Below are 24,829 nucleotides of genomic sequence, written 5' to 3'. Positions count from 1 at the left end.
GGCGGGCGAACCGACACCGCGGGCGGTGCCCCCGGGCGAGCGCAGACCAGGGTGGGACGACGCCGGGCGGGGTGGGTGGTGGTGCCGCGTCGTGGCGGGCCTGGCGGGAGCCGCGAGGAACGAGCGGCGGATGGTAGACGCGGCACCACCACCCACCCCGACCACCCAGGGCGACCACACGCCGTCGAGCACAAGAACCACGGCTCTACCTCGCGCAACCACGGCTCTACCTCGCGCAACCACGGCTCTACCTCGCGTGACCAGGGCTCTACCTCGGCCAGCCAGGGCTCTACCTTGGGGACCAGGGTTCTCCCTCGGCGAGAAGGGGCCCGCGCGAGGGGTGAGTCGTCCGCCTGTGCCGCTCAGGACGTTCGTCCCGGGAAAGTGTGACGCACGCCCGTGACGCACCGCACAGTTAGTGCACTCTTTCACAAGCGTAGAATCGGAGCGTGTCGAGTCGAGCGAGCAACCCCGCAAGCAGCGCAGACCAGATCGACGTAGCCCTCATCGGCGGTGGCATCATGAGTGCCACGCTGGGAGCTCTCCTCAAGGTCCTGGAACCCTCCTGGACCGTGCGCATCTACGAGCGTCTGGACGCCGTGGCGCAGGAGTCGTCGAACCCGTGGAACAACGCCGGGACGGGTCATGCCGCCCTGTGCGAGCTGAACTACACGCCGGAGAAGCCCGACGGCTCGATCGACATCACCAAGGCGGTGAAGATCAACGAGCAGTTCGAGGTCTCGCGCGAGTTCTGGCACCACCTGCTGACGACGGGCGCCCTCCCGCAGCCCGCGAGCTTCATCTCCCGCACGCCGCACATGACGTTCGTCCGCGGCGCGGAGAACGTCGACTACCTGCGCCGCCGGTTCGAGACGCTACGCCGGCACCCGCTGTTCAGCGAGCTCGAGTTCAGCGACGACCCCGCCGTGATCGCCGAGTGGGCGCCGCTCCTCGTCGCGGAGCGCGACGGCGACGAGCCGGTCGCGGCGACGCGCGCGACGAGCGGCACGGACGTCGACTTCGGCGCCCTCACGCAGCAGCTCGTCGACTACCTCGTCGCGCAGGGCACGCAGCTCTTCCTCGAGCACGAGGTGAAGAACCTCAAGAAGACGAAGGACGGCCGCTGGCGCCTGACGGTCAAGGACCGCTCGTGGAACGCCCCGAAGCGCCGCTCGACCGTCGAGGCCCGGTTCGTGTTCGTCGGCGCGGGCGGCGGCGCGCTGCCGCTGCTCCAGGCCGCGGGCATCCCCGAGGCCAAGGGTTACGGCGGCTTCCCGATCAGCGGCGAGTTCCTGCGCACCGACAGCCCCGAGCTCGTCGCGCAGCACCAGGCCAAGGTGTACGGCAAGGCCGACGTCGGCTCCCCGCCCATGTCCGTCCCGCACCTGGACACGCGCGTCGTCGAGGGCAAGACCTACCTGATGTTCGGCCCGTACGCCGGGTTCAGCCCCAAGTACCTCAAGAAGGGCAAGTACCTCGGGCTGTTCACGTCGCTGCGCCTGCACAACCTCGGCTCGATGGTGGGCGCGGGCCTGAAGAACCTCGACCTCACCCAGTACCTGGTGGGCCAGCTCCTCGCGAGCCCGGAGACCAAGTTCACGGCGCTCCAGGGCTTCATGCCGGCGGCGCACCCCAAGGACTGGGAGACCATCACCGCGGGCCAGCGCGTCCAGGTGATCAAGAAGGACGAGGACGGCAAGGGCGTCCTCGAGTTCGGCACCGAGGTCATCGCCGCGGGCGACGGCTCCATCGCGGGCCTGCTCGGCGCCTCCCCGGGCGCGTCGACCGCGGTCCCCGCGATGATCGACCTGCTCGAGCGCTGCTTCCCCGCCCGCTTCACCAAGTGGCGCCCCGAGCTCGCGACGATGATCCCGAGCCTCGGCCAGGCGCCGTGGGAGGCCGAGGAGCTCGAGGGCCTCGACCAGCTCACGGGTGGCGCGGACGTCGACGCGGTCGGCTCGCGCGCCTGAGCACGATCTGACGCCCTCCCCCGCGACGGCCCGGACCTCCACGAGGTCCGGGCCGTCGTCCGACTCTGCGCGAGCCGGTCAGCGTGGGAGCCGCACGCGCCGCCCCGCCCGCGACGGCGCCGGCTCGGCGTGCGTCGCGGGAGCCGGCGGGAGCCCGCGAACACCGTCCCGCACCGCAGGGTTCGGGACGACGCGCCGCAGCACCATCTCGGCGGCGACCTCGTGCGGGTCCACGGGCCCGCCCTGCACGTCCGGGCGCGAGGCCGCCGCCCGCAGGTCGGCGTCGAGACGCTGCGCGTCGCGGTCCCAGCGCTCGCCGTGGACCGTCCGGTCGCCCCAGGCGCCACCGCCCGGCCACGCGCCGTCGGACCCCGCGGGGAACCACGGCCGCGCCGGGTCCTCACGCCGCACCACGAGCGCCGCGACGGTCGGGCCGACGACGAGGAGAAGAACCATCACACCCCAGAAGATGTCCATGCCCCCACCCTTCCGCCGGGGAGCTCCGCCGACGAGTGGCAGGACCGACACCTCTCGACAAGATCCCGCCACGGGCGTAGCGTGCCGTGCATGGTGCGCTCCGTCGCGGCCGTCGTGTGCGACGGCCTGGCCCCGTTCGAGTTCGGCGTCGTGTGCGAGGTGTTCGGCCTCGACCGCAGCGAGGACGGCGTCCCGTCGTTCGACTTCCGCGTGTGCGGGCCGGTCGCCGGGCGTCCCGTGCGCACGTCGGTCGGGGCGCAGGTCGTCCCGGACCACGGGCTCGACGCGACGGACGACGTCGACCTCCTCGTCGTCCCCGCGATCCGCATGGGCTCGCACTACCCGCCCGAGGTGCTGGACGCGGTGCGGCGCGCGTCCGAGCGCGGCGCGCTGCTGCTGAGCGTGTGCTCGGGGGTCTTCCTCCTCGCCGCGGCCGGCGTGATCGAGGGGCGGCGCGTCACGACCCACTGGATGCACGCCGACGAGCTGCGCCGCCAGTACCCCAGCCTGGACATCGACCCGGACGTGCTGTTCGTCGACGACGGCAACCTCGTCACGAGCGCCGGGACCGCCGCGGGGATCGACGCGTGCCTGCACCTCGTGCGGCGCGAGCTCGGGGCGAAGGTCGCGAACACGATCGCGCGGCGCATGGTCGTGCCGCCCCAGCGCGAGGGCGGGCAGCGGCAGTTCATCGAGCGCCCGGTGCCGGAGTGCGAGGAGGACTCGTTCGCCGAGCTGCTGGAGTGGATGACCGAGCACCTCGACGAGCCGCTCACGGTGCGGGACCTGGCACGCCGTGCTCACACGTCGGAGCGCACGTTCGCACGCTCGTTCGTCGCCCAGACCGGGACGACGCCGCTCGCGTGGCTCACGTCGCAGCGCGTGGGGCATGCGCAGTCCCTGCTCGAGGAGTCGACGCTGGACCTCGAGGAGGTCGCGCGGCGCTGCGGGTTCGGGTCGGCGGCGCTCCTGCGCCACCACTTCCGGCGCGCCGTCGGCATCACGCCGACGGAGTACCGCCAGACCTTCCGCTTCGCCGCCTGACCTCGACGGCGCGGGAGGCGCTCCTTCGCGACTCCTTCACCCGCCCCCCTCGCGCATGCAACCTACGGTCCCGTAGGGTGAGGGCATCTGCACCACGAGCACCCGCTCACCTCCGCGGCTGGGAAGTCGACACCGACACCCCTGCGAGGACACATGACCTCTGCCGCAGTGCGCCCGGGCTTCCGGGCCACCCGCCCCCGCACCGACGAGCCGGGCGCCGTGACCAGCACGTACAGCGCGCTGTCGCGCACCGTGCGCGACGCCGGACTGCTTCACCGCACGCACGGCTACTACCTGTGGACGCTCGCCGTGCTGACGCTCGCGCTCGGCGGCGCCGTCGCCGGGTTCGTCCTCCTCGGCGACTCGTGGTTCCAGCTCCTGATCGCCGGGGCGCTCGGCCTGATCTTCACGCAGTTCGCGTTCGTCGCGCACGAGGCGTCGCACCGCCAGGTCTTCGCGTCCGGCCCGGCGAACGACCGTCTGGGTCGCATCCTCGCGAACGGCGTCGTGGGGATCAGCCACTCGTGGTGGATGAACAAGCACACACGCCACCACGCGAACCCCAACCAGCGCGGCAAGGACCCGGACATCGCCCCGGACGTCGTCGTCTTCCTCGACGACGACGCCGCCGCCGCGAAGGGCTTCCGGGCCGTGATCAACCGCTACCAGGGCTGGCTGTTCTTCCCGCTGCTCACGCTCGAGGGCCTCAACCTGCACGTCCAGGCGTACCGCTCGCTCCTCGCGGGCGGCCGGACGCGCGGCAACCTCCGGGCCCGGGTCGTCGAGCTCGTGATCCTCACGCTGCGCCTGTCGCTCTACGTGGGCGCGATCTTCTGGTTCCTGCCGCTCGGCATGGCGTTCGCCTTCCTCGGCGTGCAGCTCGCCGTGTTCGGCGTCTACATGGGCGCGTCGTTCGCGCCGAACCACAAGGGCATGGCGATCATCCCCGAGAACACGAAGATCGACTTCCTCTCGAAGCAGGTCCTCACGTCGCGCAACATCCGCGGTGGCTGGTGGATGAACATCCTCATGGGCGGGCTCAACTTCCAGATCGAGCACCACCTCTTCCCGAGCATGCCGCGACCCCACCTCGCGCGGGCGCGCGAGATCGTGCGCGAGCACTGCGCGAACCTCGGCCTGCCGTACACGGAGACGAGCCTCGTGCAGTCCTACGGCATCGTCGTGCGGTACCTCAACCGGGTCGGGCTCTCCGCGCGCGACCCGTTCGACTGCCCGATGTTCAAGCAGCTCCGCGGGGTCTGAGCGCGGACGCTCGCTCGCCCGGCCACCCCTCCGGCCCCGGCCCCGCCCGACGACGCGCGGCAGGCACGGTCAGGACGACGCGGCGTGCCCGTGCCGCCAGTATCCGACGAAGTCGATGTTGGCCTTCGGCACGCCGCGGTCGTTGACGAGGTGGCGGCGCACGCCCGTCGCGAGCGCCGACTCCCCCACCGCGTACGCGTAGACGGGCCCGGACGACAGGTCGGCCGACCGCACGGCCTCGAGCGCCAGTGCCCCGGGCAGGAGCTCGTGGGCGTCGGTGCCCGCGGGCGCCGCACCCTCGCGCACGACCCAGCGGAGCTCGACACCCGCCGGCACGCGGAAGTCCTGCGCGTCCGCCGCCTCGGGGATCTCGACGATCGCGAGGCCGCGCGCGTCGTCGGGCAGCGACTCGCAGATGCCCGCGACGGCAGGCAGCCCGGTCTCGTCGGTGACGACGAGCGTCCAGTCGTGCGGGACGCGCGGGTTGTAGCCGACCCCCTGGTCGAGCAGGCCGACGCGGTCCCCCGGCTGCGCGGACAGCGCGAACGACGACGCGGGGCCGGCGTCGCCGTGCACCACGAAGTCGACGTCGATCTCGCGCAGGTCGGGCCGTGCCGCGCGCACCGTGTAGTTGCGGACCCAGGGCCGACGCGCCTTGGGCGTCGCGAGGTACTGGACGTACCACATGCCCGACGTGCGCGTCGGCAGGCGCAGGGAGTCCTGGTCGTCCCGGGCCAGGAAGAGCCGGAACCACTGGTCGAAGCCCATCGGCGTGAAGAGCTCCATGTCGTCCCCACCGAGCGTGACCCGCACGACGTGAGGGCTCACCCGCTTGCTCCCGACGACGCTCAGCGTGACGACGTGGGCGTCGGCGGGCTTGACCGTCTTGAAGGTGGCCACCGGTGGCTCCTCGGAGTGCGGCCCGGCGTGCCGGGCGGACGACGGCCCCGCGAGCGCGGAACCGAGGCAAGGCTAGCCTCACCTTGCTGCCGGCGTCGATGTGGTCGATCCCACACGCGGTGCGCCCGCCTCCGTCCCGGGACACCGCGGACCGGTGTCATGCTCGGGGCGTGGAGCTCCCCGTCGTCTGGTCCGTCGTCCTGCTCGTCACCGCCGCGTGGAACCTGATCATCTGGCCGCGGTTCCTCCAGCGCATCGCCAAGGACCCGCGCTCGCGTGACGCCGCCGGACGCGCGACGCGCTTCCTCACGGTGCACGTCGTGCTCATCGCGGTCTCGCTCGTGCTGGCGCTGGCGGTCGGGGCGCTCGGCGTCCTCACGCTCGTCTGAGCCCGGCCAGCCGCTCGGGGTTCCGGAAGAGCAGGACGCGCACGACGCGCTCGCCGTCGTACTCGACGGTCGCGGCCATGGCGGGCTCCCCGTCGACGGTCCACACGCCGCCCAGCGCGCCGTTCACGAGTGCGGGCTCGAAGGCCATCGCCGTCGTCTCGGGCTTCGCCGAGAGACCCACGAGCATCCGCGCCACCTTGTCCGCTCCCGTCACGGGCCGCAGGGCCGCGCGCGCCTTGCCACCGCCGTCGCTCACCACGACGACGTCCGGCGCGAGGATCTCGACGAGCGCGGTCGTGTCACCCGTCGCGCACGCGGCCATGAAGCGCTCGACGGCAGCGCGCTGCGCGTCGTCGGGCTGGCTGAACCGCGGGCGCCGCGCGCGCACGTGCTCGCGCGCGCGGTGCGCGGTCTGGCGCACGGCCTCGGGCGAGCGGTCGAGGCCGTCGGCGATCTCGTCGTAGGGGACGTCGAACACCTCGCGCAGCACGAACACGGCGCGCTCGAGCGGGCTCAGCGTCTCCAGCACGACGAGCAGCGCCATCGACACGTCCTCCGCGCGCTCGACCTGCAGCGCGGCGTCCGGCGTCGTGAGGAGCGGGTCGGGCAGCCATGACCCCACGTACGTCTCGCGGCGCCTCCGCAGCACGCGCAACCGGTCGAGCGCGAGGCGCGTCGTGACGCGCACGAGGTACGCGCGCGGGTCCAGGACACCGGACCGGTCCGCCGACGACCAGCGCAACCACGCCTCCTGGACCACGTCCTCGGCGTCCGCGGCGGAGCCCGTCATCTCGTACGCGACCGTGAAGAGCAGGCGACGGTGCGTCGTGAACGGCTCGAGGGCCCGGCCGAGACCGCGAGGATCCACCGCGTCGTCGGACGGTCGGTGCCCGGCGCTCTCGCTCACCTCGCCAGCCTGCCGGCCGCGCCCGCCGCGCGCAGCCCGCCGGCGAGCGGGACCTCGCACCGGTCGCTGAAGCCCTGGCTCGACAGGCCGAGGGCGGCGTTGATCCGGCTGCGCAGGTTCTCCAGCGCGACCAGCGCCGTGAGCTCGACGAACGCGGGCTCGCCCAGGTCGTCGACCAGCGCGGCCGCGAGCTCGTCCGACACCGTCGGCGGGGTCGCGGTCGCCGCCTCGGCGTACTCCAGCACCCGCCGCTCCACGGCGGTGTACGCGTCGCTCTCGCGCCACGCGGGCACGTCGTGGAGCTTGCGGGGGTCGACATCGCCGTGCTCCGACTCCCAGTAGCCGAAGTCGACGCACCACGAGCAGCCGATCCGCACCGCGGCCGCCATGACCGCGAGCGCCGAGAGCGTCGGGTCGAGGGTCCGCCAGCGTGCGACGCCCGCCTCGAGGAGGCAGTACGTCGTCGCGACGCGCGGGTGGTGCCCGACGGCGGCGAGCGGCTCGAGCACGGCGCCGTACCGGCGTCGCGAGAGCGTGGCGAGCGTGCGGTTGAGCAGGGTCCGGGGCGGGTCGAGCGAGATGCGGGCCACGAGGGTGTCCTTCCGTCAGCCGGCGCGGTGCGCGCCGGTCCAGCGCGGGGTCGACCATCCAGACGCCCGCCGCGGGCCGCGCGTGACATGTCCGCGCGTGACCTGCGTCACGGTCGGTGGGCGCGCTTCTCGTTGCCGCGCCGGTAGTTCCCCGTCGCCCGGGCGAGCAGGAGCTGGACCTCGCCCTCGTCGTCGCGCGCCTCGGCCCGCTCCAGGGCCGTGACGAGCCGGTCGGCCGCGGTCCCCGCGACGGTGACGACGACGCGCCCGCCGCGCGCGACCCGGACGCGACCGTCCTGGGTCACCTGATGGTCGAACGGGTCGGGGAACGGGTCGGGAAGGGTACGGTCGCTCGCCATCCCGCCACGCTAGGGCGCGTCGGACGGGACCCGCACGACCTTTTGCCCCGCTCGCGGTCGCACGAGGTTCGCGAGCGGCGAGTAGCGGGGCACCCAGCGCGCGAGGGCCGCCGCGGACGCCGCGCCGAGCACCGACGTCGCCCAGACCCCCGCCGCGAGCGACCCCAGCGCGGCTCCGGTCGACAGCACGAGGGGCCCGAGCGCGTCGCCCGTGTCCTGGAAGAGCCGCCACACGCTGAGGAAGGTCGGGCGCACCGCTGCGGGTGCGACGTCGGCCCCCAGCGTCATGACGATGCCCGACCCCATCCCGTTGCCGACCCCGAGCAGCGCCGCGACGACGGTCACCGCACCCACCGTGTGGGCGAACGGCAGGAGCGAGAGCCCGGCGGCCATGGTGAGCATCGACGGCACCGCGACCCACAGGCGCCCGAACCGGTCCATGCCCTTGCCCGCCGGGTAGAACAGCAGCATGTCGAGCGCGCCGGAGACGCCGAAGACCAGCGACGTCACCTCCGCGTCCAGCCCGAGGTGCTCGCCCCAGAGCGGGATGACGGTCTGGCGCGCCCCGCGTACGGCGCTCACGAGGAGGATCGCGACGCCGAGCGTCGCGAAGAGGCGCCGGTGCTCGCGTGCCACGCCGGCGATGGTCACCCGCGGTCCCGCCGCGGGTCCGAGAGCGCGCGTCCGCCCGCGGCCCGGCTCGCCCTGCGCCGTCGGCTCCGGGCGCACGACGGCGAGCACCGCCACCGCGGCCAGCGCGGCCACGGCGCCGAGCCAGTAGGCGCCGCGCACGTCCGTCGCCGCGATGACGGCGGCCCCCGCGAACGGGCCGAGGAACAGCCCGATGCGGTGCACTCCGGCGAGCGTGGACAGGACGCGCGCCCGCCGCAGGGGCGGCGTGATCTCCGTGAGGTAGGCCTGGCGGGCGAGGTTGAAGATGGCGGTCGACGCCCCCAGGGCGAGGACGCCCGCCGCCAGTCCCCCGAGGTTCGGGCTGAGCGCGATCGTCGCGAACGCGCCGACGGCGACACCGCCCGCGAGCAGCATGGCCGCCCGGTCACCGACCCGCTGCGCGAGCGCCCCGGCCGGGAGGTCGAACAGGATCTTGCCGATCGGGACGAGCGCGGCGACGAGGCCCGCGACCGTGAGGCTCGCCCCGCGCCCGGTCGCGGTGACCGCGACGACGGGCAGCATCGCGCCGATGCCGATCTCGAGGACGAGCGTCGGGACGAACGCGCCGAGGACGACGCTGCGGAGCGGGAAGAGCGGCGCGTCGGTGCCCGCGGGGGCGGTCACCGCACCTCCGCCACGACCTCGACGCCCGGCCGCTCGCCGTCGGGTCGCGCGACCTCGACGCCCCGGCACGCGGGCGCGTCGGCGAGGAGCTCGAGGAGCTGGGGCGCCGCCGAGGCCCCGCTGTCCCACCGTCCGGTCACGACGGAGACGACCCAGCTCGGCGCGCCGCCCTCGGGCAGCGCGAGCGTGACGAGGCGCGCCGCCTGGGGCTTCGCCGCGACGTGGCGCGGGACGAGCGCGATCCCGAGACCCCGGTCGACGAGCTCGAGCAGCGTGTGCACGTCGTTGACCGAGCACCGCACGCGGCGGTGCACGCCGTGCGCGGCGCACGTGGCGTCGTTGACGGGACGCGCGCCCCACGACGGGTCGAAGTCGACGAACTCCTGGCCCGAGAGGTCGGACCAGTCGACGCGACCGCGCGTGGCGAGCGGGTGCTCCGGCGCGCACACGAGCACGAGCGGCTCGCTGCCCAGCACGGTCTGCGACAACGACCCCAGGTGCTCGGTGGTGGCGACGAACGCGACGTCGAGGTCGCCCTCGCGCACGCGCGCGAGGAGGTCGTGGGAGCCGGCCTGCGCGAACTGGATCTCGACCTGCGGGTAGCGGCGATGGAAGCGCTCGAGCAGCGCCGTGACGTCGAGGACCCCGAGGCACTGCTCCGAGCCGACGCGCAGCGAGCCGGACAGGGCGCGCGTCGCCCGGACGACCGCGTCGCGACCGGCCGCGGCCTGGGCGAGCATGGACCGTGCGTGCGGCAGCAGCGCCAGGCCGGCCTCGGTGGGCTCGACACGGCGGGTCGTGCGCGTGAACAGGCTCGCGCCGAGCTCCTCCTCCAGGCTCCGTACCGCGGCGGAGAGCCCCGACTGCGAGACGCCGACGAGCTGCGCGGCGCGCGTGAACTGCCGCTCGTCGGCGAGCGCGACGAGGTACTCCATCTGACGCAGATCCATTAATCACTCAATCTTCTATAAATGACAACCGCTAGTCGTTGGACTTCTAGGTTATCGCTTCCTACGCTCGACACGTCCGGACCGGCCCCGCCCGCGAGCCCCCGGCGACACCCCCGCCATTCCCCGACCCGTGAGGGAGCACCATGCAGCAGCGCACGCTCGGAACCCGGACGGTCTCCGCGATCGGCCTCGGCGGCATGCCGATGTCGATCGAGGGCCGCCCGGACGAGGCCCGGTCCGTCGCGACGATCCACGCCGCGCTCGACGCGGGCGTCACCCTGATCGACACGGCCGACGCCTACCACCTGCACGCGCACGAGGTCGGCCACAACGAGGAGCTGATCGCCCGCGCGCTGCGCTCGTACGGCGGAGACACGAGCGCCGTCCTCGTCGCCACGAAGGGCGGTCACCTGCGCCCCGGCGACGGCACGTGGACGCAGAACGGTGACCCCACGTACCTCAAGCAGGCCGCGAAGGAGTCGGCGCTCCGGCTCGGTGTCGACGCGATCGGCCTCTACCAGTTCCACCGCCCCGACCCCGCGGTCCCCTACGCCGACTCGATCGGCGCGCTCGTCGAGCTGCTCGACGAGGGCGTGATCCAGCAGGCCGGCATCTCCAACGCCGACGTCGCGCAGATCGACCTCGCGCACGAGATCCTCGGCGGCCGGCTCGCGTCGGTGCAGAACCAGTTCTCGCCGCGGTTCCGCTCGAGCCAGGGCGAGCTCGAGCACTGCGCGGCCCTCGGGATCGCGTTCCTGCCGTGGAGCCCGCTGGGCGGCATCGCGGGCGCCGCCGAGCTCGGGGCGCGGCACGCCGTCTTCCAGGACGTCGCGACCGCCCACGACGTGAGCGTCTACCAGGTGACGCTCGCCTGGGAGCTCGCGCTCGCGCCCGTCGTCGTCCCCATCCCCGGAGCGTCGCGACCCACCTCGATCCTCGACTCGGCCGGCGCGGCCGACCTCACCCTGACCGCGGAGGAGGTCGCGCGGCTGTCCGCCGCGTGACGCCCTCGCCGACGACCCACCCCACGAAGGAGCTCCACCGGTGAAGACCTTCACCCTCCCCGGCACCGACCTCGTCGTCCCGAACGTCGTGCTCGGCCTCATGCGCATCCAGGAGAAGACCGACGACGAGGTCCGCACGCTCGTGCGCACCGCGCGCGACGCGGGGATCACGTTCCTCGACCACGCCGACGTCTACGGCGCCGACCTCCACGGCTGCGAGCGCCGGTTCGCCGAGGCCCTCGACCTCTCCCCCGCCGAGCGCGGTGAGTGGGTCATCCAGTCCAAGGCCGGCATCGTGCGCGAGGGCCCGTACTTCGACTTCTCCTACGAGCACCTCGTCGCGTCCGTCGAGGGCTCGCTCGACGCGCTGCGAACGGACTACCTCGACATCCTCCTGCTGCACCGCCCCGACGCCCTCGTCGAGCCGGAGGAGGTCGCACGCGCGTTCTCCGACCTGCACGCGGCGGGCAAGGTGCGCGCGTTCGGGGTGTCCAACCACACGCCGGGCCAGATCGAGCTCCTGCGCCGGTACGTCGACCAGCCGATCGTCGCGAACCAGCTCCAGCTCTCGATCACGCACGCGCCGATCGTCGCGCACGGCGTCGCGGCGAACATGCAGAACCTCGACCAGTCCGTCGCCCGCGACAACGGGACGCTCGACTACTGCCGCCTGCACGACATCACGGTCCAGGCGTGGTCGCCGTTCCAGGCGGGGTTCTTCACCGGCGTCTTCCTGGGGTCGGAGATGTACCCCGAGCTCAACGCCGTGATCGACCGTCTCGCCGACCGCTACGGCGTCCCGCCCATCGCGATCGCCACCGCCTGGATCACGCGGCACCCGGCACGGATGCAGGTCGTGCTCGGCACCACGAACCCGGAGCGCGTCGCGGGCGCGGCCCTCGGATCGGACGTGCCGCTCACGCGCGCGGAGTGGTACGAGCTGTTCCGTGCCGCGGGCTACACCGTCCCCTGACGGCTGCGCCGGGCGGCCCGTGCCGAAGGTCACGCACGGGCCGTCCGGGACGCCCTGCACGGCGGTCTAGGCTCGTGCCGTGGCGACCTTCTCGGCAGTGACCCGGCAGCACATCCTCCAGGCGATCGCGGACTGGGACGACCGGGGCCGGGACGCGTTCCTCGGGGTCTACGGGTTCACCGCGGCCCCCGGCACCCCTCTTCTCCACGAGGACCGCGCGTACGACGCCCAGGCGATCCTCGGCGTCGCGCACCGGTACGCGACCGGCCGCGTCGCGACGGCCGAGGAGTTCCGCAACAGCCCCGTGACCGTCGCGGACCTGCTGCGCAAGCGCGGCTTCGACGTGCCGGGCGCCGCGCCCGTGGCGCCGGCGCCCGCACGTCGGACCGCGGCGAAGGCCGCGACCGCACCCCGTACCCCGCGGCGCACGTCGACGCCGCGTGCGTCCGAGCCCGAGAAGCCGCCGGCCGTGTGCCCCACGTGCTTCACGGTGCTGCCCGCGACGGGCATCTGCGACGACTGCGGCTGACCGGGTCTCCCCCCACGCACGACGAGGGGCGCCGTCCGTACGGACGGCGCCCCTCGTCGTGCCGCGAGGTGCCCGTGGGGCCGCGGGCGACCGGTCAGTTGACCTCGGACGGGTGCGCGCTCACGCGGCCCGAGCCGTCACCGGTGTCGAGGGCGTCGATCGCCGCGACCTCGTCGGCCGTGAGCTCGAACCCGAAGAGGTCGAAGTTCTCCGCCATCCGCTCCTTGCGCGACGACTTGGGGAAGACGATGAAGCCGCGCTGCAGGTGCCAGCGCAGGACCGCCTGGGCCGGGGTCACACCGTGCGCGGCCGCGGCGTCGACGACGGCCTGCCGCTCGAACAGCGGGTACTTGCCCTGGCCGAGCGGCCCCCATGCCTCGATCTTCATGCCGTTCGCGTCGGCCCACGCGAGCACGTCGCGCTGCTGGTAGGCCGGGTGCAGCTCGATCTGGTCGACAGCGGGGACCACGCCCGTGTCCGCGACGATCCGGTCGAGGTGCTCGGGCAGGTGGTTGGAGACGCCGATCGAGCGCGCCAGGCCGGCGTCGCGGATCTCGACGAGCTTGGCCCACGCGTTCGTGTACTGGTCCTGGGCGGGCGCCGGCCAGTGCGTGAGGTAGAGGTCGACGAACTCGAGGCCGAGCTTGTCGAGGCTCTCGCGGATCGCGTCGTGCGGCTGCTCTCCGGACTGACGGTCGTTCCAGAGCTTGGTCGTGACGAAGAGCTCGTCACGCGGGACGCCGCTCGTGGCGATCGCGGCGCCGACGCCCTCCTCGTTGCGGTAGATCGCGGCCGTGTCGATGTGGCGGTAGCCGACCTCGAGGGCCTCGCTCACGGCCTTCTCCGCCTCGTCCGGTGGGACGAGGAAGACGCCGAAGCCGAGCTGCGGGATGGTGTGACCGGAGTTGAGCGTCACGGTGGGGACTGAGGGAACGGTCATGCCCTCCAGCCTAGGAACCGGCCGTCCAGGCGTCCAACGACTGCCGGTCGTGCGACTCAGCGCTCGCGCTCATGAGTCTCTGACCTGCTGCGCGAGATCCGGGCTGGACTTTGTAGATCACGGTTTGGTTACATGGGCCCGGTCCTGACCACGAACGAACCGGAGCGCACCATGTCCCGAGGCCGCCACAGCGCCGCACCCGCAGCGCCCGCGCGCTCCCTCCGGCTCCCTGCCCTGCCGTCGTTCCCCGCGCTCCCGGCGCGCGCACTCAAGCTGCCGGCGCTCGCGCTCGTCGGGCTGCTCGGCGCAGGCGTCGTCGGCGCGGGGCCCCAGCCCGCCGAGGGGAACCCCGACCTCGCACCGCTGAGCGTCGAGCCCGCCTCCGGGTCGACCGTGGAGCGCGGCACGGGTGCCGCCAGCCGCTCCGCCGAGCGCGTCGCTCCCCCGGCGGCGACCCAGGAGTCCCCGGTCGTCGAGACCGCGGCGAAGATCACCGTGGTCCCTGCCGCCGAGGTCGCCCCGCCGGCCCCGGTCGTCCCCGTCGCCACCGGTCAGCTCTGGACCACCGACGCCGTCAACGTCCGCACCGGGCCGTCGGCCGACGCCGGGCGCGTCGCGACCGCCGCGTTCGCCACCGCCGTCGACGTCACCGGAGCGACCGAGGGCGAGTGGAGCCAGGTCGTCTGGGACGGCGCGGCGGCCTGGATCAAGTCGAGCTTCCTCGCGGACTCCCAGCCCGAAGCGACTGCGGCGACCGCCGCGACCGGCGGCGGGTCCAGCGCGAGCGGCATCTCCGACGCCGCGTGCGCGGTGAGCTCCGGGATCGAGTCGTCGCTCCAGTCCAACGCCCGTGCGGTGTACCGGGCCGTGTGCGCGATCTTCCCCCAGGTGACCTCCTACGGCGGGATCCGCCCGGGCGACAGCGGCGACCACGGCACCGGCCGCGCCCTGGACATCATGATCACGGGCGAGACGGGCTGGGAGATCGCCCGCTACCTCCAGGCCAACGCCGGGGCCCTGGGGATCACGTACCTCATCTACCAGCAGCAGATCTGGATGGCCGGAGACCCCGCGAGCGCCTGGTCCGGCATGGAGGACCGCGGCGGTGCGACCGCCAACCACTTCGACCACGTGCACGTCAGCACGTCGTAGGCCCCCGGCCGCCCGTCACGGCACGACGTTCGAGAACAGCCTCCTGCCGAGACCCTCCACGTCCGACCCGTCCCTGGTCAGTCCCACGTAGCCGCTGCGCTCGACGACGAAGACGTCGGACGGGACCGCGGCCGTCAGCCGCGACACCCAGGAGCGTTCGTGGCGGAGCACGACCACCTGGACGCCGTCGGAGACCAGCCGCAGCACGACGTCGACGAGCCCGGGGTGCGCGGGCAGCGGAGCACGGCCGTCCTCGACGTCGTACGCGGCGTCCTCAGGACCCGACCCGCCCGAGAGCTTGAGCGACCTCAGGTGCGGCAGGTGGGTGAGGAACGCGCCGTCGGCGCCGTCGAGGCTCAACGACAGCCGCTCGACGGCGGTTTCCCGCAGCGCGGTGAGGTCGGCGCCCCGGGTCGTGCCGACCAGGTGCAGCTCGGTGAGCGCGGGCAGCTGTGACAGCGCCTCGACTCCCGTGAGCCCTCCGCCGGCGACGTTCACGTGCAGCCGCCGGAGGTCGGTGCACTCCGCCAGGGGCGCGAGGTCGGCGGGCCCGGTGAGGACCGTCCCGAGGCCCGTGAGCCCCTGCACCGCGCCGACGCACTCGAGGGTCGAGCACACGCCGAGCTGGAGCATGGTGCCCCCCGGGCGGAACATCGTCGCGGCGAACTCCCGCCGGTCGAACCTTCCCCACGCCCGGTGCAGCTCCGCGAGCTCGACGTCGGGGTAGCCGTCGCGCGCGTACCCGGCGAGCACGTCGAGCGCCGCCGGGGTGCCGATGCTCCCCAGCGCCCGGAGGGCCACCCGCCGCTCGGCCGCCCGCTGCCCCGGGCGTGCCGCGAACCACCGGGGGTCCGCGCCGGGGTGCGCCGCGAGCCACGACGCCACCTGAGCCAGCTTCTCGGGGAGCGGCGGGACGTCGTTCCCTGCAGGTGCAGGCGGCGAGCCAGGAGCCTCTGCTGACGCGGGAGCAGCCGGCGCGGACCCCAGCGCTGCCGCGTGCTTGGCGGCCGCCCGGCGGATCGTCGCGACCTTCGGAGCGCCCCGCTCCGCCGTGTCGGCCGGGAGCCGGTCGAGGACGGTCACGTCGGCCCGGGCCGCGAGAGCGAGGAGCGCCCAGAGCGTCCGTGCGTCGAGGGCTCCCGTGAGGTTCGAGGCGTCGAGACCGGCGACCGCCCCGAGACCCGGGTCGTCGAACACGCGCAGCGCCGCCCGTTCCAGCGCGGGGTCGCTCGGGAGGCGCGAGGCGCCCTTGACCGCGTTCGGCTGGTTCGAGTACCGGTCGAGCCGGGCCAGCACCTGCTCGACGCGCGCTGCGCCGATCGCGTCCGCCAGCACGGCGAGGACGCCTGTCGAACCCGGCACGCGAGCCTCCGCTTCCCGTCGGGACCACCCGGCCGCCGGACGGCAGCACAAGCGGTGCCGACCCTACCGGCCAGGCCTCCCGGCCGCCGAGGCGCGCCGAGCAGGAGAGCGAGAGCCACGACCCGACGCAACGCAGAAACGACGAAAGCGGGGCGTCGATGAACGACGCCCCGCTTCGATCCGGTGGAGCTGAGGGGACTCGAACCCCTGACCCCCTGCATGCCATGCAGGTGCGCTACCAGCTGCGCCACAGCCCCGTGGATCTGCGAAGATCCTGGTCAAACACTGGATGAACACTCCCCCGGCCGGTTTCCCGTCCTGCGGAGCGTCGCTAGTCTACGCAGAAACCGGCTCCAGATTCCAATCCGGTCCCGCGTTCCACTCGTCGAGCGGGAACCCGGCACCGACGTTGTGCGCCACGAGACGCCACGCGGGCGTCGCGGCGGGCGCGGAGCGGTGCAGGTGGGACCAGTGGACGTTGTGCAGCCCGGAGATCCCGCGCCAGTGCTCGGGGTCCAGCCCGAGCAGCGCGGTGACGGCGAGCGTGATCGCGGCGCCGTGGGACACGACGACGAGCGTGTCGTCCTTCTCGAGGGACTCGACGTGCTCGGTGACGGCCTCGACGAGGCGCGCCGCGACAGCGACCTTGGTCTCGGCGCCCGCGCGCGTGGGCTCCTCGCCCCGGCGCCACGCCGCATACTCCTCGGGCCACCGCTCGGCGATCTCCGGGCCCGTGAGGCCCTCCCACTCTCCGAAGCCGCGCTCGCGCAGCCGAGGGTCGAGCTGGACCTCGGCGCCGATCGCACCGGCGTACGCGCGCGCGGTGTCGGCGGCCCGCACGAGGTCGGACGCGACGACGCGCGTCGCGCGGTGCGCGCTCGCGAGCGCCTTCGCGCCGTGCTCGGCCTGCCACTGCCCGACACCGTCGAGCGGGATGTCGACCTGGCCCTGCAGGCGCATCGCGGCGTTGTACGACGTCCGGCCGTGGCGCAGGAGGACGAGCGTGCCGGCGGTCACGCCAGGGGCTCCCCCGAGAGGCGGATGGCGCCGTCGCCGCGGGTCGTGTCGTCGGCGTCGTCGGCCGTGCCGTCGCCGCCGCGCGCGTCCTCCGGCAGCTCGACGACGGGGCAGTCCTTCCACAGGCGCTCGAGCGCGTAGTAGACGCGGTCCTCGGCGTGCTGCACGTGCACGACGACGTCGCCGAAGTCGATGAGGACCCAGCGCGCCTCCTGCTTGCCCTCACGACGGATCGGCTTGGAACCCGCCTTGTACATCGCCTCCTCGACCGCGTCGACGATCGCCGAGACCTGGCGCTCGTTCGACCCGGACGCGATGAGGAACACGTCCGTGAGGACGAGCTGCTCGCTCACGTCGAGCGCGATGATCTCCTCGGCCTTGCGGTCGGACGCCGCCCGCGCCGCGATGACGGCGAGCTCTACGGCTCGTTCGGTGGCAGTCACGTGTCTCCGTTCGTGGTGCGGCCGCTCAGCGGCCGGTGTCGAGGGTGCCGGGGTCGTCCCACGTCGACACGGCGGACGCCGAGTCGCTCGTGTCCTCGGTGGCGAGACCCGGGTCGTCGCGCGAGACGAGCGTCCACACGAGCAGGCCGAGGACGAACGCCACGGCGACGAGGATGAGGTAGTGCAGCCACGTGTACGAGGGGCCACGCGGCTCGTCGTCCAGGTCGTCGTCCGCCTCGTCGTCGAGCTCGTCGGCGCGGGCGCGCACACGTGGGAAGAGGTCGTCGGACGGGCCGCTCGCGGCGGCGGGCGCCGCGGGCGACGCCTCGCGCACGCCGCCGAAGGGTGAGGCGGGTTCGCGGCCGGCGCCCGCAGGCTCGGGTGCCGACCCGGACGTGATCGCCGACCACGGGAGCGCGGCTCCCGCAGCCTCGGCGGGCGCGGCCGCAGCGGGCGGAGCCGCGGGCAGCGCGGCAGCCGGCGTGCGCCCGGACGCACCCCACGGTGACGGGGCGGGTGCCGGAGCAGGCGTGGCGGGGGGCGCGGCCGGTGCCGCCGCGGGAGCCGAGAAGGCCGACAGCCGCTGCGGCTGGGCGGGCGGTGCCTCGGGCGCTCCGACCCGGCCCACCGGCGCGGAACCGAACCCGCCGACGGGAGCGGACGGCGTCGGGGGTCGGACCGGGCCGGTGGCGCCCGGCGCGGCGGGCCGCGGGGTGCCCGCAGGGGGGCGAGAGCTCGTGCGCGTCGGCACGACGGGGGTCGGGGCCGGCGGGCGGATCGCGACGCGCTCCGCGGTCTCCTGCACCGGGGTGAGGCGACCCGTCTCGTCGAGACCGCGCATGCCGCCCGAGGCGGCCGGGGGGCGGACGACGGACGGCTGCGACGGGTAGTCCGTCGGACCGGTCGTCTCGCGCAGGGTGCGGCGCGACGGCGGCGGGGTCGGCGGGGCGGCCGGGCGCGCCGGGGTGGGCTGCTGCCACCCGGCGGCGCCGGGCGCCGGGGCGGGCGGAGGCGTGCCGGCCTGCGCGGACCGTTCGGCTGCGGCCGCCTGCTCGCGCTCGCGGATCTCGCGCCGCGTGAGGGGGCGGACGGGCTGCATGTTGCCGTTGTCACTCATGGTGCTGACCTCGATACAAACCGTGCTTGGCGATGTACTGGACCACGCCGTCCGGAACCAGGTACCACACCGGCTGGCCCGCCTCCGCACGCCGACGGCAGTCCGTCGACGAGATGGCGAGGGCCGGGACCTCGAGCATGGTGACCACGCCCGGCGGCAGACCCTCGACGCTCAGGCTGTGGCCCGGGCGGGAGACAGCCACGAAGTGTGCCATCTTCCACAGCTCGTCGGCATCCTTCCAGGTGAGGATCTGCTCGATCGCGTCCGCGCCCGTGATGAAGAACAGCTCCGCGTCCGGACGCGCGGCCCGCAGGTCGCGCAGCGTGTCGACCGTGAAGGTCAGTCCCGGCCGGTCGATGTCGACCCGGCTCACCGTGAACCGCGGGTTCGAGGCGGTCGCGATGACCGTCATGAGGTACCGGTGCTCGGCCGGGCTGACGCTCTGGTGCTGCTTGAACGACGGCTTGCCCGTGGGGACGAACACGACCTCGTCGAGGTCGAACCGCGCCGCGGCCTCGCTCGCCGCGACGAGGTGGCCGTGGTGGATGGGGTCGAACGTGCCACCCATCACCCCCAGGCGGGGACGGCGCGGGCTCATCGGGACGTCATCGGTCGCGGGCGCTTCCGTCGTTCGCTACCGGTCAGTGCCGCGTGCCGACGCTGCGGAACGCGTAGGTCACGAGCAGCAGGGCCACGAGCCCGCCGAACCCGAGCAGCCCGTAGGCGAGCGGCGGGATGGGCAGGTGCGACGCGGCCTCGGCGCCTTCCTCGGCGGCCAGCACGACGGCAGAGATCACGACGTCCTCCTCGAAGGTCGTCCCCGGGGCGGACGATGTCGTGCCGCGGTCCGGGGTGGTGCGGTGGAACGGTACGCCTGCCAGGACCGGCCCGACGGCGGACCGGACGGGCTCCGGTCGCCGACCAGTCTCTCACGACCGCCCGGCGGCATGGTCCGGCAGGTATCAGGTACTTGCCGACGAACCGCTCGTCACGGACGAACGTGACCGTCGCCGTGCACGACCCATTTCGTCGTCGTGAGCTCGGCCAGGCCCATGGGACCGCGCGCGTGGAGCTTCTGCGTCGAGATGCCGATCTCCGCGCCGAGGCCGAACTGGCCGCCGTCGGTGAACCGCGTCGAGGCGTTGACCATGATCGCGGCCGAGTCGAGCTCGGCGACGAACCGCTCCGAGGACGCGAGGTCGCGCGTGACGATCGCCTCGGTGTGCCCGGACGTCCAGGTCCGTACGTGCTCGATCGCGGCGTCGAGGTCGTCGACGACGCGCACCGCGATCTCGGGCGCGAGGTACTCGGTCGCCCAGTCCTCGTCGGTGGCCGCGAGCACCTCGGTACCCTCGGGCGCGAGACCGGCCGTGCGGTCGTCGCCGTGCACCACGACACCCGCCGCGGTGAGTGCGGCGAGGGCGGCGGGCAGGAAGTCCGGTGCGGCGTCCGCGTGGACCAGGAGCGTCTCCGCGGCGTTGCACACGCCCACGCGCTGCGTCTTGGCGTTCAGCAGGATCTCGAGCGCCATGGCCCGGTCCGCGCTCGCGTCGACGTACACGTGGACGTTGCCGACGCCGGTCTCGATGACGGGGACGGTCGACTCGCGGACCACCGTGCGGATGAGGTCGGCCCCGCCGCGCGGCACGAGCACGTCGACGAGCCCGCGCGCGTGCATGAGCGCGACGGCGCCCGGCCGCCCGTGGCGGTCGATCGACTGCACGAGGTCGCCAGGCAGGCCCTGCGCCTCGAGCGCGCGGGCGAGCACGCCCACGATCACCTCGTTGGAGCTGGCGGCCGCGGACCCGCCGCGCAGGATCACGGCGTTGCCGCTCTTGAGCGCGAGCCCCGCGGCGTCGACCGTCACGTTGGGGCGCGCCTCGTAGATCATGCCGACGACGCCCATGGGCACGCGCAGCTGGCGCAGGCGCAGGCCGTTCGGCAGCGTCGACCCGCGCACGACCTCCCCCACCGGGTCCGGCAGGCCCGCGAGCGCGCGCAACGCGTCGGCGATCGCGGCGATGCGCGGGCCGTCGAGCGCGAGGCGGTCGAGCAGGCCCTCGCTCATCCCGTCGGCACGCTCGCGCTCGAGGTCGACGGCGTTGGCGGCCACGATCTCCTCCGTCGCCGCGACGAGCGCGTCGGCGAGCGCGAGGAGGGCGGCGTCCTTGGTCGCGCGCGTGGCCGTCGCCAGCGTGCGCGAGGCGACCTTGGCACGGCGCGCGACGTCCTCGACGGCGGTCGCGACGTCCCTCGCGGCACCCGCTGCGGCGGGACCGGCGGTCTGGGGCTCTGCGGCGCCCGCGACGACGGGCGCGTCCTCGGTGGTGGTCATGGTCCGAGCCTACGTCGGCCGACGCCGCGCCGGGCGCGCCGTCCGACGTCCGGTCAGCGGTGGCGCTTGCGCACCAGGACCAGGTCGTCGCGATGCACGACCTCGCGGTCGTAGCCCTCGCCCAGCTCGGCGCGCAGCTCGGTGGTGGACCGGCCGAGGAGGTCGGGGATGTCGCGGGACTCGAACGCGACGAGCCCGCGGGCCACCACGCGGCCGTCCGACGTCACGAGCTCGACCGGGTCCCCGGCGTCGAACTCTCCCTCGACGGCCGTGACCCCCGCGGGCAGGAGCGACGCGCGCCCTCCCTGCACGGCCTTCACCGCGCCGTCGTCGAGAACGAGCCGGCCGCGCGTGCGCGCGGCGTGCGCGAGCCAGAGCCGGCGGCGCGTCGTCCGCTTGCCGGTCGCGGCGAACCACGTCCCGACGGCGTCGCCCGCGAGCGCGGCCGCGGCGTTCTGCGCCTGGGTCAGCACCACGGGGATGCCCGTGCCGGTCGCGATGGAGACGGACTCCAGCTTGGTGAGCATGCCGCCCGTCCCGACCGCGCTCCCCCGGCCCGTGACCTCGACGCCCTCGATGTCGGCCGCCGAGCGCACCTCCGCGATCCGGCGCGTGCCCGGGCGTGAGGGCGGGCCGTCGTAGAGGCCGTCGACGTCGGTGAGCAGCACCATCGCGTCCGCGCGCACCAGGTGGGAGACGAGCGCGGCGAGGCGGTCGTTGTCGCCGAACCGGATCTCGTCGGTCGCGACGGCGTCGTTCTCGTTGACGATCGGCACGACGCCGAGGTCGAGCAGCCGCTCGAGCGAGCGCTGGGCGTTGCGGTAGTGCCCGCGGCGCACGGTGTCCTCCGCGGTGAGCAGCACCTGCCCGACGCGCAGCCCGTGCCCCGCGAACGCCTCCGTGTAGCGGGCGACGAGCATGCCCTGCCCGACCGAGGCGGTCGCCTGCGCCGTCGCCAGGTCGCGAGGCCGGCTCGCGAGCCCCAGTGGCCCGATCCCGGCGGCGATCGCGCCGGACGTGACGAGCACGACCTGCCCGCCCGCCGCGCGTCGCGCCGCGAGGACGTCGACGAGCGCACGCAGGGCGGTGAGGTCGAGGTGCCCGTCCGCGCCCGTGAGCGAGGACGAGCCGATCTTCACCACCACGCGGTGGGCGGAGGCGATCTCGGAGCGGGAGGACAGCGCGTTCACGCGTCCATCATCGCCGCCCGCCGCTCCCGGGCGCGCAGGATTTCACGGACCAGGACGCACCGCACCGGTCGTGGGCATGGACAGGGCCCGGTCCCCCGAGGAGGCCGGGCCCGATCCGTGCCCACGGCGGACCCGCGTCAGTCCGCGTCGGGGTCCGTCCACGTGCCGGCCTGGCGCTCGGTCCACAGCTCGCGACGCGCCTCCGCCTTGGCGTCCATGCGCTCGTGGTGCTCGCGGCGCTTCTCCGTGCGCGTGGGGCGCAGGCGCTCGTCGAGGCGGTTGTCGGAGCCGCGCGGGCCGCCGAGCAGCTCGGAGCCGGTCATGAGCGTCGGCTCCCAGTCGAAGACGACCGCGTTGGCGTCGGTGCCGATGCGCACCTCGTCGCCACCGACGGCTCCGGCGGCGAACAGCTTCTCCTCCACGCCCAGGCGGGCGAGGCGGTCGGCGAGGTAGCCGACGGCCTCGTCGTTGCTGAAGTCCGTCTGGCGCACCCAGCGCTCGGGCTTGGCGCCGCGCACCTCGAACCAGTAGTCCGTGGCCCCGCCCTTGCGCGTGACGGTGAACCCGGCCTCGTCGACGGCGCGCGGCCGCAGCACGACGCGCGTCGGCTCGGGCGCGGGCGCCTCGGCACGGGCCTTCTCGACGAGCTCGGCGAGCGCGTAGGTCAGCGGGCGCAGGCCCTCGTGGCTGGCCGTGGAGATCTCGAACACGCGCAGGCCGCGCGCCTCGAGGTCGGGCTTGACGAGGTCGGCGAGCTCGCGCGCCTCGGGCACGTCGATCTTGTTGAGGACGACGAGCCGCGGCCGCTCGGTGAGCGGCACGCGGCCGCCCTCGATGTCGAGGTCCTGGGCGTAGGCGGCGAGCTCCGCCTCGATGACGTCGAGGTCGCTGATCGGGTCGCGACCCGGCTCGAGAGTCGCGCAGTCGAGGACGTGCACGATCACGGCGGTGCGTTCGATGTGGCGGAGGAACTCGAGCCCGAGCCCCTTGCCCTCGCTCGCGCCCGGGATGAGGCCCGGGACGTCCGCGACGGTGAACCGCGCCGAGCCCGCCTGCACGACGCCGAGGTTCGGCACGAGCGTCGTGAACGGGTAGTCGGCGATCTTGGGCCGAGCGGCCGAGATCGCGGCGACGAGCGACGACTTGCCCGCGCTCGGGTACCCGACGAGAGCGACGTCGGCGATCGTCTTCAGCTCGAGGACGACGTCCCGCTCCTCGCCCGGCTCGCCCAGCAGGGCGAAGCCCGGCGCCTTGCGGCGGGGCGACGAGAGCGCGGCGTTGCCGAGCCCGCCGCGGCCGCCCTCGGCGATGACGTACTCCGCGCCGTCGCCCACGAGGTCGGCGAGGACGGTCCCGTCCGTCGCCTTGACGACGGTGCCGTCCGGCACGCGCAGGACCAGGTCGTCGCCGTTCGCGCCGTCGCGGTCGTCGCCCATGCCCTGGGTGCCGGACGTCGCGTGCCGGTGCGGCGAGTGGTGGTACTCGAGCAGCGTCGTGGTCTGCGCGTCGACCACGAGGCGCACGGTGCCGCCGTCACCGCCGTTGCCGCCGTCGGGGCCGGCGAGCGGCTTGAACTTCTCGCGACGGACCGAGGCGCACCCGTTCCCGCCGTTGCCGCCGGAGACGTGCAGGACGACACGGTCGACGAAGCTGGCCATGGAACGATCCTCTCAGAGGTGGGTGTGCGAGAAACAGCAGGAGGGGCGCACCGCGTCGGTGCGCCCCTCCTGCTCGAAGCCTGTGGCTGTCGCTCAGCCCTCGACGGCGACGATGTCGATGACCTTGCGGCCACGACGCGTGCCGAACTGGACCGCACCGGCGGCCAGGGCGAACAGCGTGTCGTCCTTGCCGCGGCCGACGTTCTCACCGGGGTGGAAGTGCGTGCCGCGCTGGCGGACGATGATCTCGCCCGACTTGACGACCTGACCGCCGAAGCGCTTGACGCCGAGGCGCTGGGCGTTGGAGTCGCGACCGTTGCGCGAGGAGCTCGCGCCCTTCTTGTGTGCCATGACGAACCTGCTTTCGTGCTGGTTGCTGAGGGAGGGTGCCGATCGGCGCGGCGCGGCCCGGGGCCGCTACCTCACGCCGGGCGAGGTCACTTGATGCCGGTGACCTTGAGGCGGGTCAGCTGCTGGCGGTGACCCTGACGACGGCGGTAACCGGTCTTGTTCTTGTACCGCAGGATCGTGATCTTCGGACCCTTCTCGTCCCGCACGACCTCGGCGGTGACCTTGACCTTGGCGAGCTTCGCCGCGTCGGTGGTCACCTTCTCCCCGTCCACCAGCAGGAGAGCGGGCAGCTCGAGGGACTCACCGACCTTGGCGGACACCCGGTCCACCACGACGATGTCGCCGACAGAAACCTTCTCCTGACGGCCACCGGCCTTGACGATCGCGTACACCACGTTGCTGCTCATCTCTCCTAGTCTTGGCGTGCTCGTCACGGCGAGTTCGTCTTGGAGACTCCGACCACGCCGCGGCGTGCGAGTGCGAGTCGTCCGTGGGCACACGGGACCGGCGCGCCTGGGCGCGCCGACATTCAAGAGTACGGAGATCGGCGGGGCAGGTCAAATGGCGCGGGCCGTGACCGCGCGCACGACCGCTCGCGCGCGACGGCCTCGTC

27 protein-coding genes and 1 tRNA gene are annotated in these 24,829 nt (G+C 73.8%); 8 read left to right on the top strand and 20 right to left on the bottom strand.

The genetic code is table 11. The annotated features are described in order from the left end of the window. Nucleotides 1-449 precede the first annotated feature (449 nt). Complete coding sequence (gene mqo, locus CCE02nite_RS15190; RefSeq protein ID WP_141390460.1) at nt 450-1,970, top strand: malate dehydrogenase (quinone); 1,521 nt, start codon at nt 450-452, stop codon at nt 1,968-1,970. Nucleotides 1,971-2,048: 78 nt separating this feature from the next. On the opposite strand, the gene CCE02nite_RS15185 is transcribed toward mqo, so the two are convergent. Beyond that, nucleotides 2,049-2,447 (bottom strand): hypothetical protein, encoded by a 399-nt coding sequence (locus tag CCE02nite_RS15185; protein WP_141390459.1) that lies wholly within the window; start codon nt 2,445-2,447, stop codon nt 2,049-2,051. Between the two features lie 90 nt (nt 2,448-2,537). On the opposite strand from CCE02nite_RS15185, the gene CCE02nite_RS15180 reads away from it, so the two are divergent. Both CCE02nite_RS15180 and CCE02nite_RS15175 read left to right on the top strand, forming a co-directional pair. Then, nucleotides 2,538-3,491: a helix-turn-helix domain-containing protein gene (locus CCE02nite_RS15180; protein ID WP_141390457.1), complete on the top strand. Its 954-nt coding sequence runs from the start codon at nt 2,538-2,540 to the stop codon at nt 3,489-3,491. Between the two features lie 153 nt (nt 3,492-3,644). Continuing rightward, nucleotides 3,645-4,754 carry a fatty acid desaturase family protein gene (locus tag CCE02nite_RS15175; RefSeq protein ID WP_141390456.1) on the top strand — a complete coding sequence of 370 codons (1,110 nt, stop codon included), beginning with the start codon at nt 3,645-3,647 and terminating at the stop codon, nt 4,752-4,754. A 69-nt stretch (nt 4,755-4,823) separates the two neighbouring features. Here CCE02nite_RS15175 and CCE02nite_RS15170 read toward each other — a convergent pair whose 3' ends face one another. Then, on the bottom strand, nt 4,824-5,654 hold the full coding sequence (locus CCE02nite_RS15170; protein ID WP_141390455.1) for a siderophore-interacting protein: 831 nt from the start codon (nt 5,652-5,654) through the stop codon (nt 4,824-4,826). A gap of 170 nt (nt 5,655-5,824) precedes the next feature. On the opposite strand from CCE02nite_RS15170, the gene CCE02nite_RS15165 reads away from it, so the two are divergent. Further along, entirely contained in the window at nt 5,825-6,043 is a 219-nt protein-coding gene (locus tag CCE02nite_RS15165; RefSeq protein WP_141390453.1) for an SCO4848 family membrane protein, read from the top strand. Here the strand turns inward: CCE02nite_RS15165 and CCE02nite_RS15160 are convergent. From CCE02nite_RS15160 to CCE02nite_RS15140, 5 genes are all read right to left on the bottom strand, one after another. After that, a complete protein-coding gene (locus CCE02nite_RS15160) occupies nt 6,030-6,950 on the bottom strand; it encodes an RNA polymerase sigma-70 factor (protein WP_170227334.1) in 921 nt (306 codons plus the stop codon). The two genes, CCE02nite_RS15165 and CCE02nite_RS15160, sit on opposite strands and share 14 nt — an antisense overlap. Further along, nucleotides 6,947-7,540, bottom strand: coding sequence for a carboxymuconolactone decarboxylase family protein (locus CCE02nite_RS15155; protein WP_141390452.1), 594 nt, complete (start codon nt 7,538-7,540; stop codon nt 6,947-6,949). The genes CCE02nite_RS15160 and CCE02nite_RS15155 overlap by 4 nt, the downstream gene beginning before the upstream one ends. A 107-nt stretch (nt 7,541-7,647) precedes the next feature. Continuing rightward, nucleotides 7,648-7,899: a hypothetical protein gene (locus CCE02nite_RS15150; RefSeq protein WP_141390450.1), complete on the bottom strand. Its 252-nt coding sequence runs from the start codon at nt 7,897-7,899 to the stop codon at nt 7,648-7,650. A gap of 9 nt (nt 7,900-7,908) precedes the next feature. Continuing rightward, nucleotides 7,909-9,195 (bottom strand): MFS transporter, encoded by a 1,287-nt coding sequence (locus CCE02nite_RS15145; protein ID WP_255318890.1) that lies wholly within the window; start codon nt 9,193-9,195, stop codon nt 7,909-7,911. Beyond that, complete coding sequence (locus CCE02nite_RS15140; protein ID WP_141390448.1) at nt 9,192-10,145, bottom strand: LysR family transcriptional regulator; 954 nt, start codon at nt 10,143-10,145, stop codon at nt 9,192-9,194. The genes CCE02nite_RS15145 and CCE02nite_RS15140 overlap by 4 nt, the downstream gene beginning before the upstream one ends. Nucleotides 10,146-10,288: 143 nt before the next feature. Here CCE02nite_RS15140 and CCE02nite_RS15135 point away from each other — a divergent pair, with 143 nt between their 5' ends. The 3 genes from CCE02nite_RS15135 to CCE02nite_RS15125 all read left to right on the top strand — a co-directional run bounded on the left by CCE02nite_RS15135 (nt 10,289) and on the right by CCE02nite_RS15125 (nt 12,651). Continuing rightward, nucleotides 10,289-11,149 (top strand): aldo/keto reductase, encoded by an 861-nt coding sequence (locus tag CCE02nite_RS15135; protein ID WP_141390446.1) that lies wholly within the window; start codon nt 10,289-10,291, stop codon nt 11,147-11,149. Between the two features lie 40 nt (nt 11,150-11,189). Then, the gene (locus tag CCE02nite_RS15130; protein WP_141390445.1) at nt 11,190-12,122 is read left to right on the top strand and encodes an aldo/keto reductase; all 933 of its coding nucleotides are present in this window, start codon (nt 11,190-11,192) and stop codon (nt 12,120-12,122) included. A gap of 79 nt (nt 12,123-12,201) precedes the next feature. Next, nucleotides 12,202-12,651, top strand: coding sequence for a ScoMcrA-related endonuclease (locus CCE02nite_RS15125; protein ID WP_141390443.1), 450 nt, complete (start codon nt 12,202-12,204; stop codon nt 12,649-12,651). 94 nt (nt 12,652-12,745) lie between these two features. On the opposite strand, the gene CCE02nite_RS15120 is transcribed toward CCE02nite_RS15125, so the two are convergent. Continuing rightward, on the bottom strand, nt 12,746-13,591 hold the full coding sequence (locus CCE02nite_RS15120; protein WP_141390442.1) for an aldo/keto reductase: 846 nt from the start codon (nt 13,589-13,591) through the stop codon (nt 12,746-12,748). Nucleotides 13,592-13,762: 171 nt separating this feature from the next. On the opposite strand from CCE02nite_RS15120, the gene CCE02nite_RS15115 reads away from it, so the two are divergent. Beyond that, a complete protein-coding gene (locus tag CCE02nite_RS15115; protein WP_170227333.1) occupies nt 13,763-14,743 on the top strand; it encodes a VldE C-terminal domain-containing protein in 981 nt (326 codons plus the stop codon). Between the two features lie 15 nt (nt 14,744-14,758). Here the strand turns inward: CCE02nite_RS15115 and CCE02nite_RS15110 are convergent, their stop codons facing one another. The 12 genes from CCE02nite_RS15110 to rplU form a co-directional block, all read right to left on the bottom strand. Then, nucleotides 14,759-16,105 (bottom strand): hypothetical protein, encoded by a 1,347-nt coding sequence (locus CCE02nite_RS15110; protein WP_141390438.1) that lies wholly within the window; start codon nt 16,103-16,105, stop codon nt 14,759-14,761. Nucleotides 16,106-16,289: 184 nt separating this feature from the next. Then, a tRNA-Ala gene (locus CCE02nite_RS15105) sits at nt 16,290-16,362 on the bottom strand. 79 nt (nt 16,363-16,441) lie between these two features. Further along, nucleotides 16,442-17,122 (bottom strand): histidine phosphatase family protein, encoded by a 681-nt coding sequence (locus CCE02nite_RS15100; protein ID WP_141390436.1) that lies wholly within the window; start codon nt 17,120-17,122, stop codon nt 16,442-16,444. Continuing rightward, on the bottom strand, nt 17,119-17,565 hold the full coding sequence (rsfS, locus tag CCE02nite_RS15095; RefSeq protein WP_141390435.1) for a ribosome silencing factor: 447 nt from the start codon (nt 17,563-17,565) through the stop codon (nt 17,119-17,121). Before rsfS ends, CCE02nite_RS15100 begins: the two co-directional genes overlap by 4 nt. 25 nt (nt 17,566-17,590) lie before the next feature. After that, entirely contained in the window at nt 17,591-18,682 is a 1,092-nt protein-coding gene (locus CCE02nite_RS15090) for a hypothetical protein (protein ID WP_141390433.1), read from the bottom strand. Next, a complete protein-coding gene (nadD, locus tag CCE02nite_RS15085) occupies nt 18,675-19,280 on the bottom strand; it encodes a nicotinate-nucleotide adenylyltransferase (protein WP_141390432.1) in 606 nt (201 codons plus the stop codon). Before nadD ends, CCE02nite_RS15090 begins: the two co-directional genes overlap by 8 nt. 43 nt (nt 19,281-19,323) lie before the next feature. Beyond that, nucleotides 19,324-19,479: a hypothetical protein gene (locus CCE02nite_RS20535; RefSeq protein ID WP_021483496.1), complete on the bottom strand. Its 156-nt coding sequence runs from the start codon at nt 19,477-19,479 to the stop codon at nt 19,324-19,326. A gap of 191 nt (nt 19,480-19,670) precedes the next feature. Continuing rightward, nucleotides 19,671-21,017 (bottom strand): glutamate-5-semialdehyde dehydrogenase, encoded by a 1,347-nt coding sequence (locus CCE02nite_RS15080; protein WP_141390430.1) that lies wholly within the window; start codon nt 21,015-21,017, stop codon nt 19,671-19,673. A gap of 53 nt (nt 21,018-21,070) precedes the next feature. Beyond that, nucleotides 21,071-22,198, bottom strand: coding sequence for a glutamate 5-kinase (gene proB, locus CCE02nite_RS15075; RefSeq protein ID WP_141390503.1), 1,128 nt, complete (start codon nt 22,196-22,198; stop codon nt 21,071-21,073). A 146-nt stretch (nt 22,199-22,344) separates the two neighbouring features. Further along, the gene (gene obgE, locus CCE02nite_RS15070; RefSeq protein ID WP_141390429.1) at nt 22,345-23,865 is read right to left on the bottom strand and encodes a GTPase ObgE; all 1,521 of its coding nucleotides are present in this window, start codon (nt 23,863-23,865) and stop codon (nt 22,345-22,347) included. 93 nt (nt 23,866-23,958) lie between these two features. Continuing rightward, the gene (gene rpmA, locus CCE02nite_RS15065; protein ID WP_047234735.1) at nt 23,959-24,216 is read right to left on the bottom strand and encodes a 50S ribosomal protein L27; all 258 of its coding nucleotides are present in this window, start codon (nt 24,214-24,216) and stop codon (nt 23,959-23,961) included. An 86-nt stretch (nt 24,217-24,302) separates the two neighbouring features. Beyond that, the gene (gene rplU / locus CCE02nite_RS15060; RefSeq protein WP_502909453.1) at nt 24,303-24,611 is read right to left on the bottom strand and encodes a 50S ribosomal protein L21; all 309 of its coding nucleotides are present in this window, start codon (nt 24,609-24,611) and stop codon (nt 24,303-24,305) included. Nucleotides 24,612-24,829: the final 218 nt, after the last annotated feature.

Origin of the sequence: Cellulosimicrobium cellulans (genome assembly GCF_006539945.1) — a bacterium.
In the GTDB taxonomy this organism is placed as follows: Bacteria; Actinomycetota; Actinomycetes; order Actinomycetales; family Cellulomonadaceae; genus Cellulosimicrobium; species Cellulosimicrobium cellulans.
Note: the sequence above shows the minus strand (reverse complement) of the source record. Positions and strands in the feature narration are given on the sequence as shown.

What these genes read in the sequence shown, in the direction of transcription:
- CCE02nite_RS15140 (WP_141390448.1), bottom strand. Translation starts at nt 10,145, where the DNA reads ATGGATCTGCGTCAGATGGAGTACCTCGTCGCGCTCGCCGACGAGCGG.
- CCE02nite_RS15150 (WP_141390450.1), bottom strand. Translation starts at nt 7,899, where the DNA reads ATGGCGAGCGACCGTACCCTTCCCGACCCGTTCCCCGACCCGTTCGAC.
- obgE (WP_141390429.1), bottom strand. Translation starts at nt 23,865, where the DNA reads ATGGCCAGCTTCGTCGACCGTGTCGTCCTGCACGTCTCCGGCGGCAAC.
- CCE02nite_RS15115 (WP_170227333.1), top strand. Translation starts at nt 13,763, where the DNA reads ATGTCCCGAGGCCGCCACAGCGCCGCACCCGCAGCGCCCGCGCGCTCC.
- CCE02nite_RS15180 (WP_141390457.1), top strand. Translation starts at nt 2,538, where the DNA reads ATGGTGCGCTCCGTCGCGGCCGTCGTGTGCGACGGCCTGGCCCCGTTC.
- nadD (WP_141390432.1), bottom strand. Translation starts at nt 19,280, where the DNA reads ATGAGCCCGCGCCGTCCCCGCCTGGGGGTGATGGGTGGCACGTTCGAC.
- CCE02nite_RS15185 (WP_141390459.1), bottom strand. Translation starts at nt 2,447, where the DNA reads ATGGACATCTTCTGGGGTGTGATGGTTCTTCTCCTCGTCGTCGGCCCG.
- CCE02nite_RS15120 (WP_141390442.1), bottom strand. Translation starts at nt 13,591, where the DNA reads ATGACCGTTCCCTCAGTCCCCACCGTGACGCTCAACTCCGGTCACACC.
- CCE02nite_RS15080 (WP_141390430.1), bottom strand. Translation starts at nt 21,017, where the DNA reads ATGACCACCACCGAGGACGCGCCCGTCGTCGCGGGCGCCGCAGAGCCC.
- CCE02nite_RS15090 (WP_141390433.1), bottom strand. Translation starts at nt 18,682, where the DNA reads ATGAGTGACAACGGCAACATGCAGCCCGTCCGCCCCCTCACGCGGCGC.
- CCE02nite_RS15175 (WP_141390456.1), top strand. Translation starts at nt 3,645, where the DNA reads ATGACCTCTGCCGCAGTGCGCCCGGGCTTCCGGGCCACCCGCCCCCGC.
- rpmA (WP_047234735.1), bottom strand. Translation starts at nt 24,216, where the DNA reads ATGGCACACAAGAAGGGCGCGAGCTCCTCGCGCAACGGTCGCGACTCC.
- CCE02nite_RS15135 (WP_141390446.1), top strand. Translation starts at nt 10,289, where the DNA reads ATGCAGCAGCGCACGCTCGGAACCCGGACGGTCTCCGCGATCGGCCTC.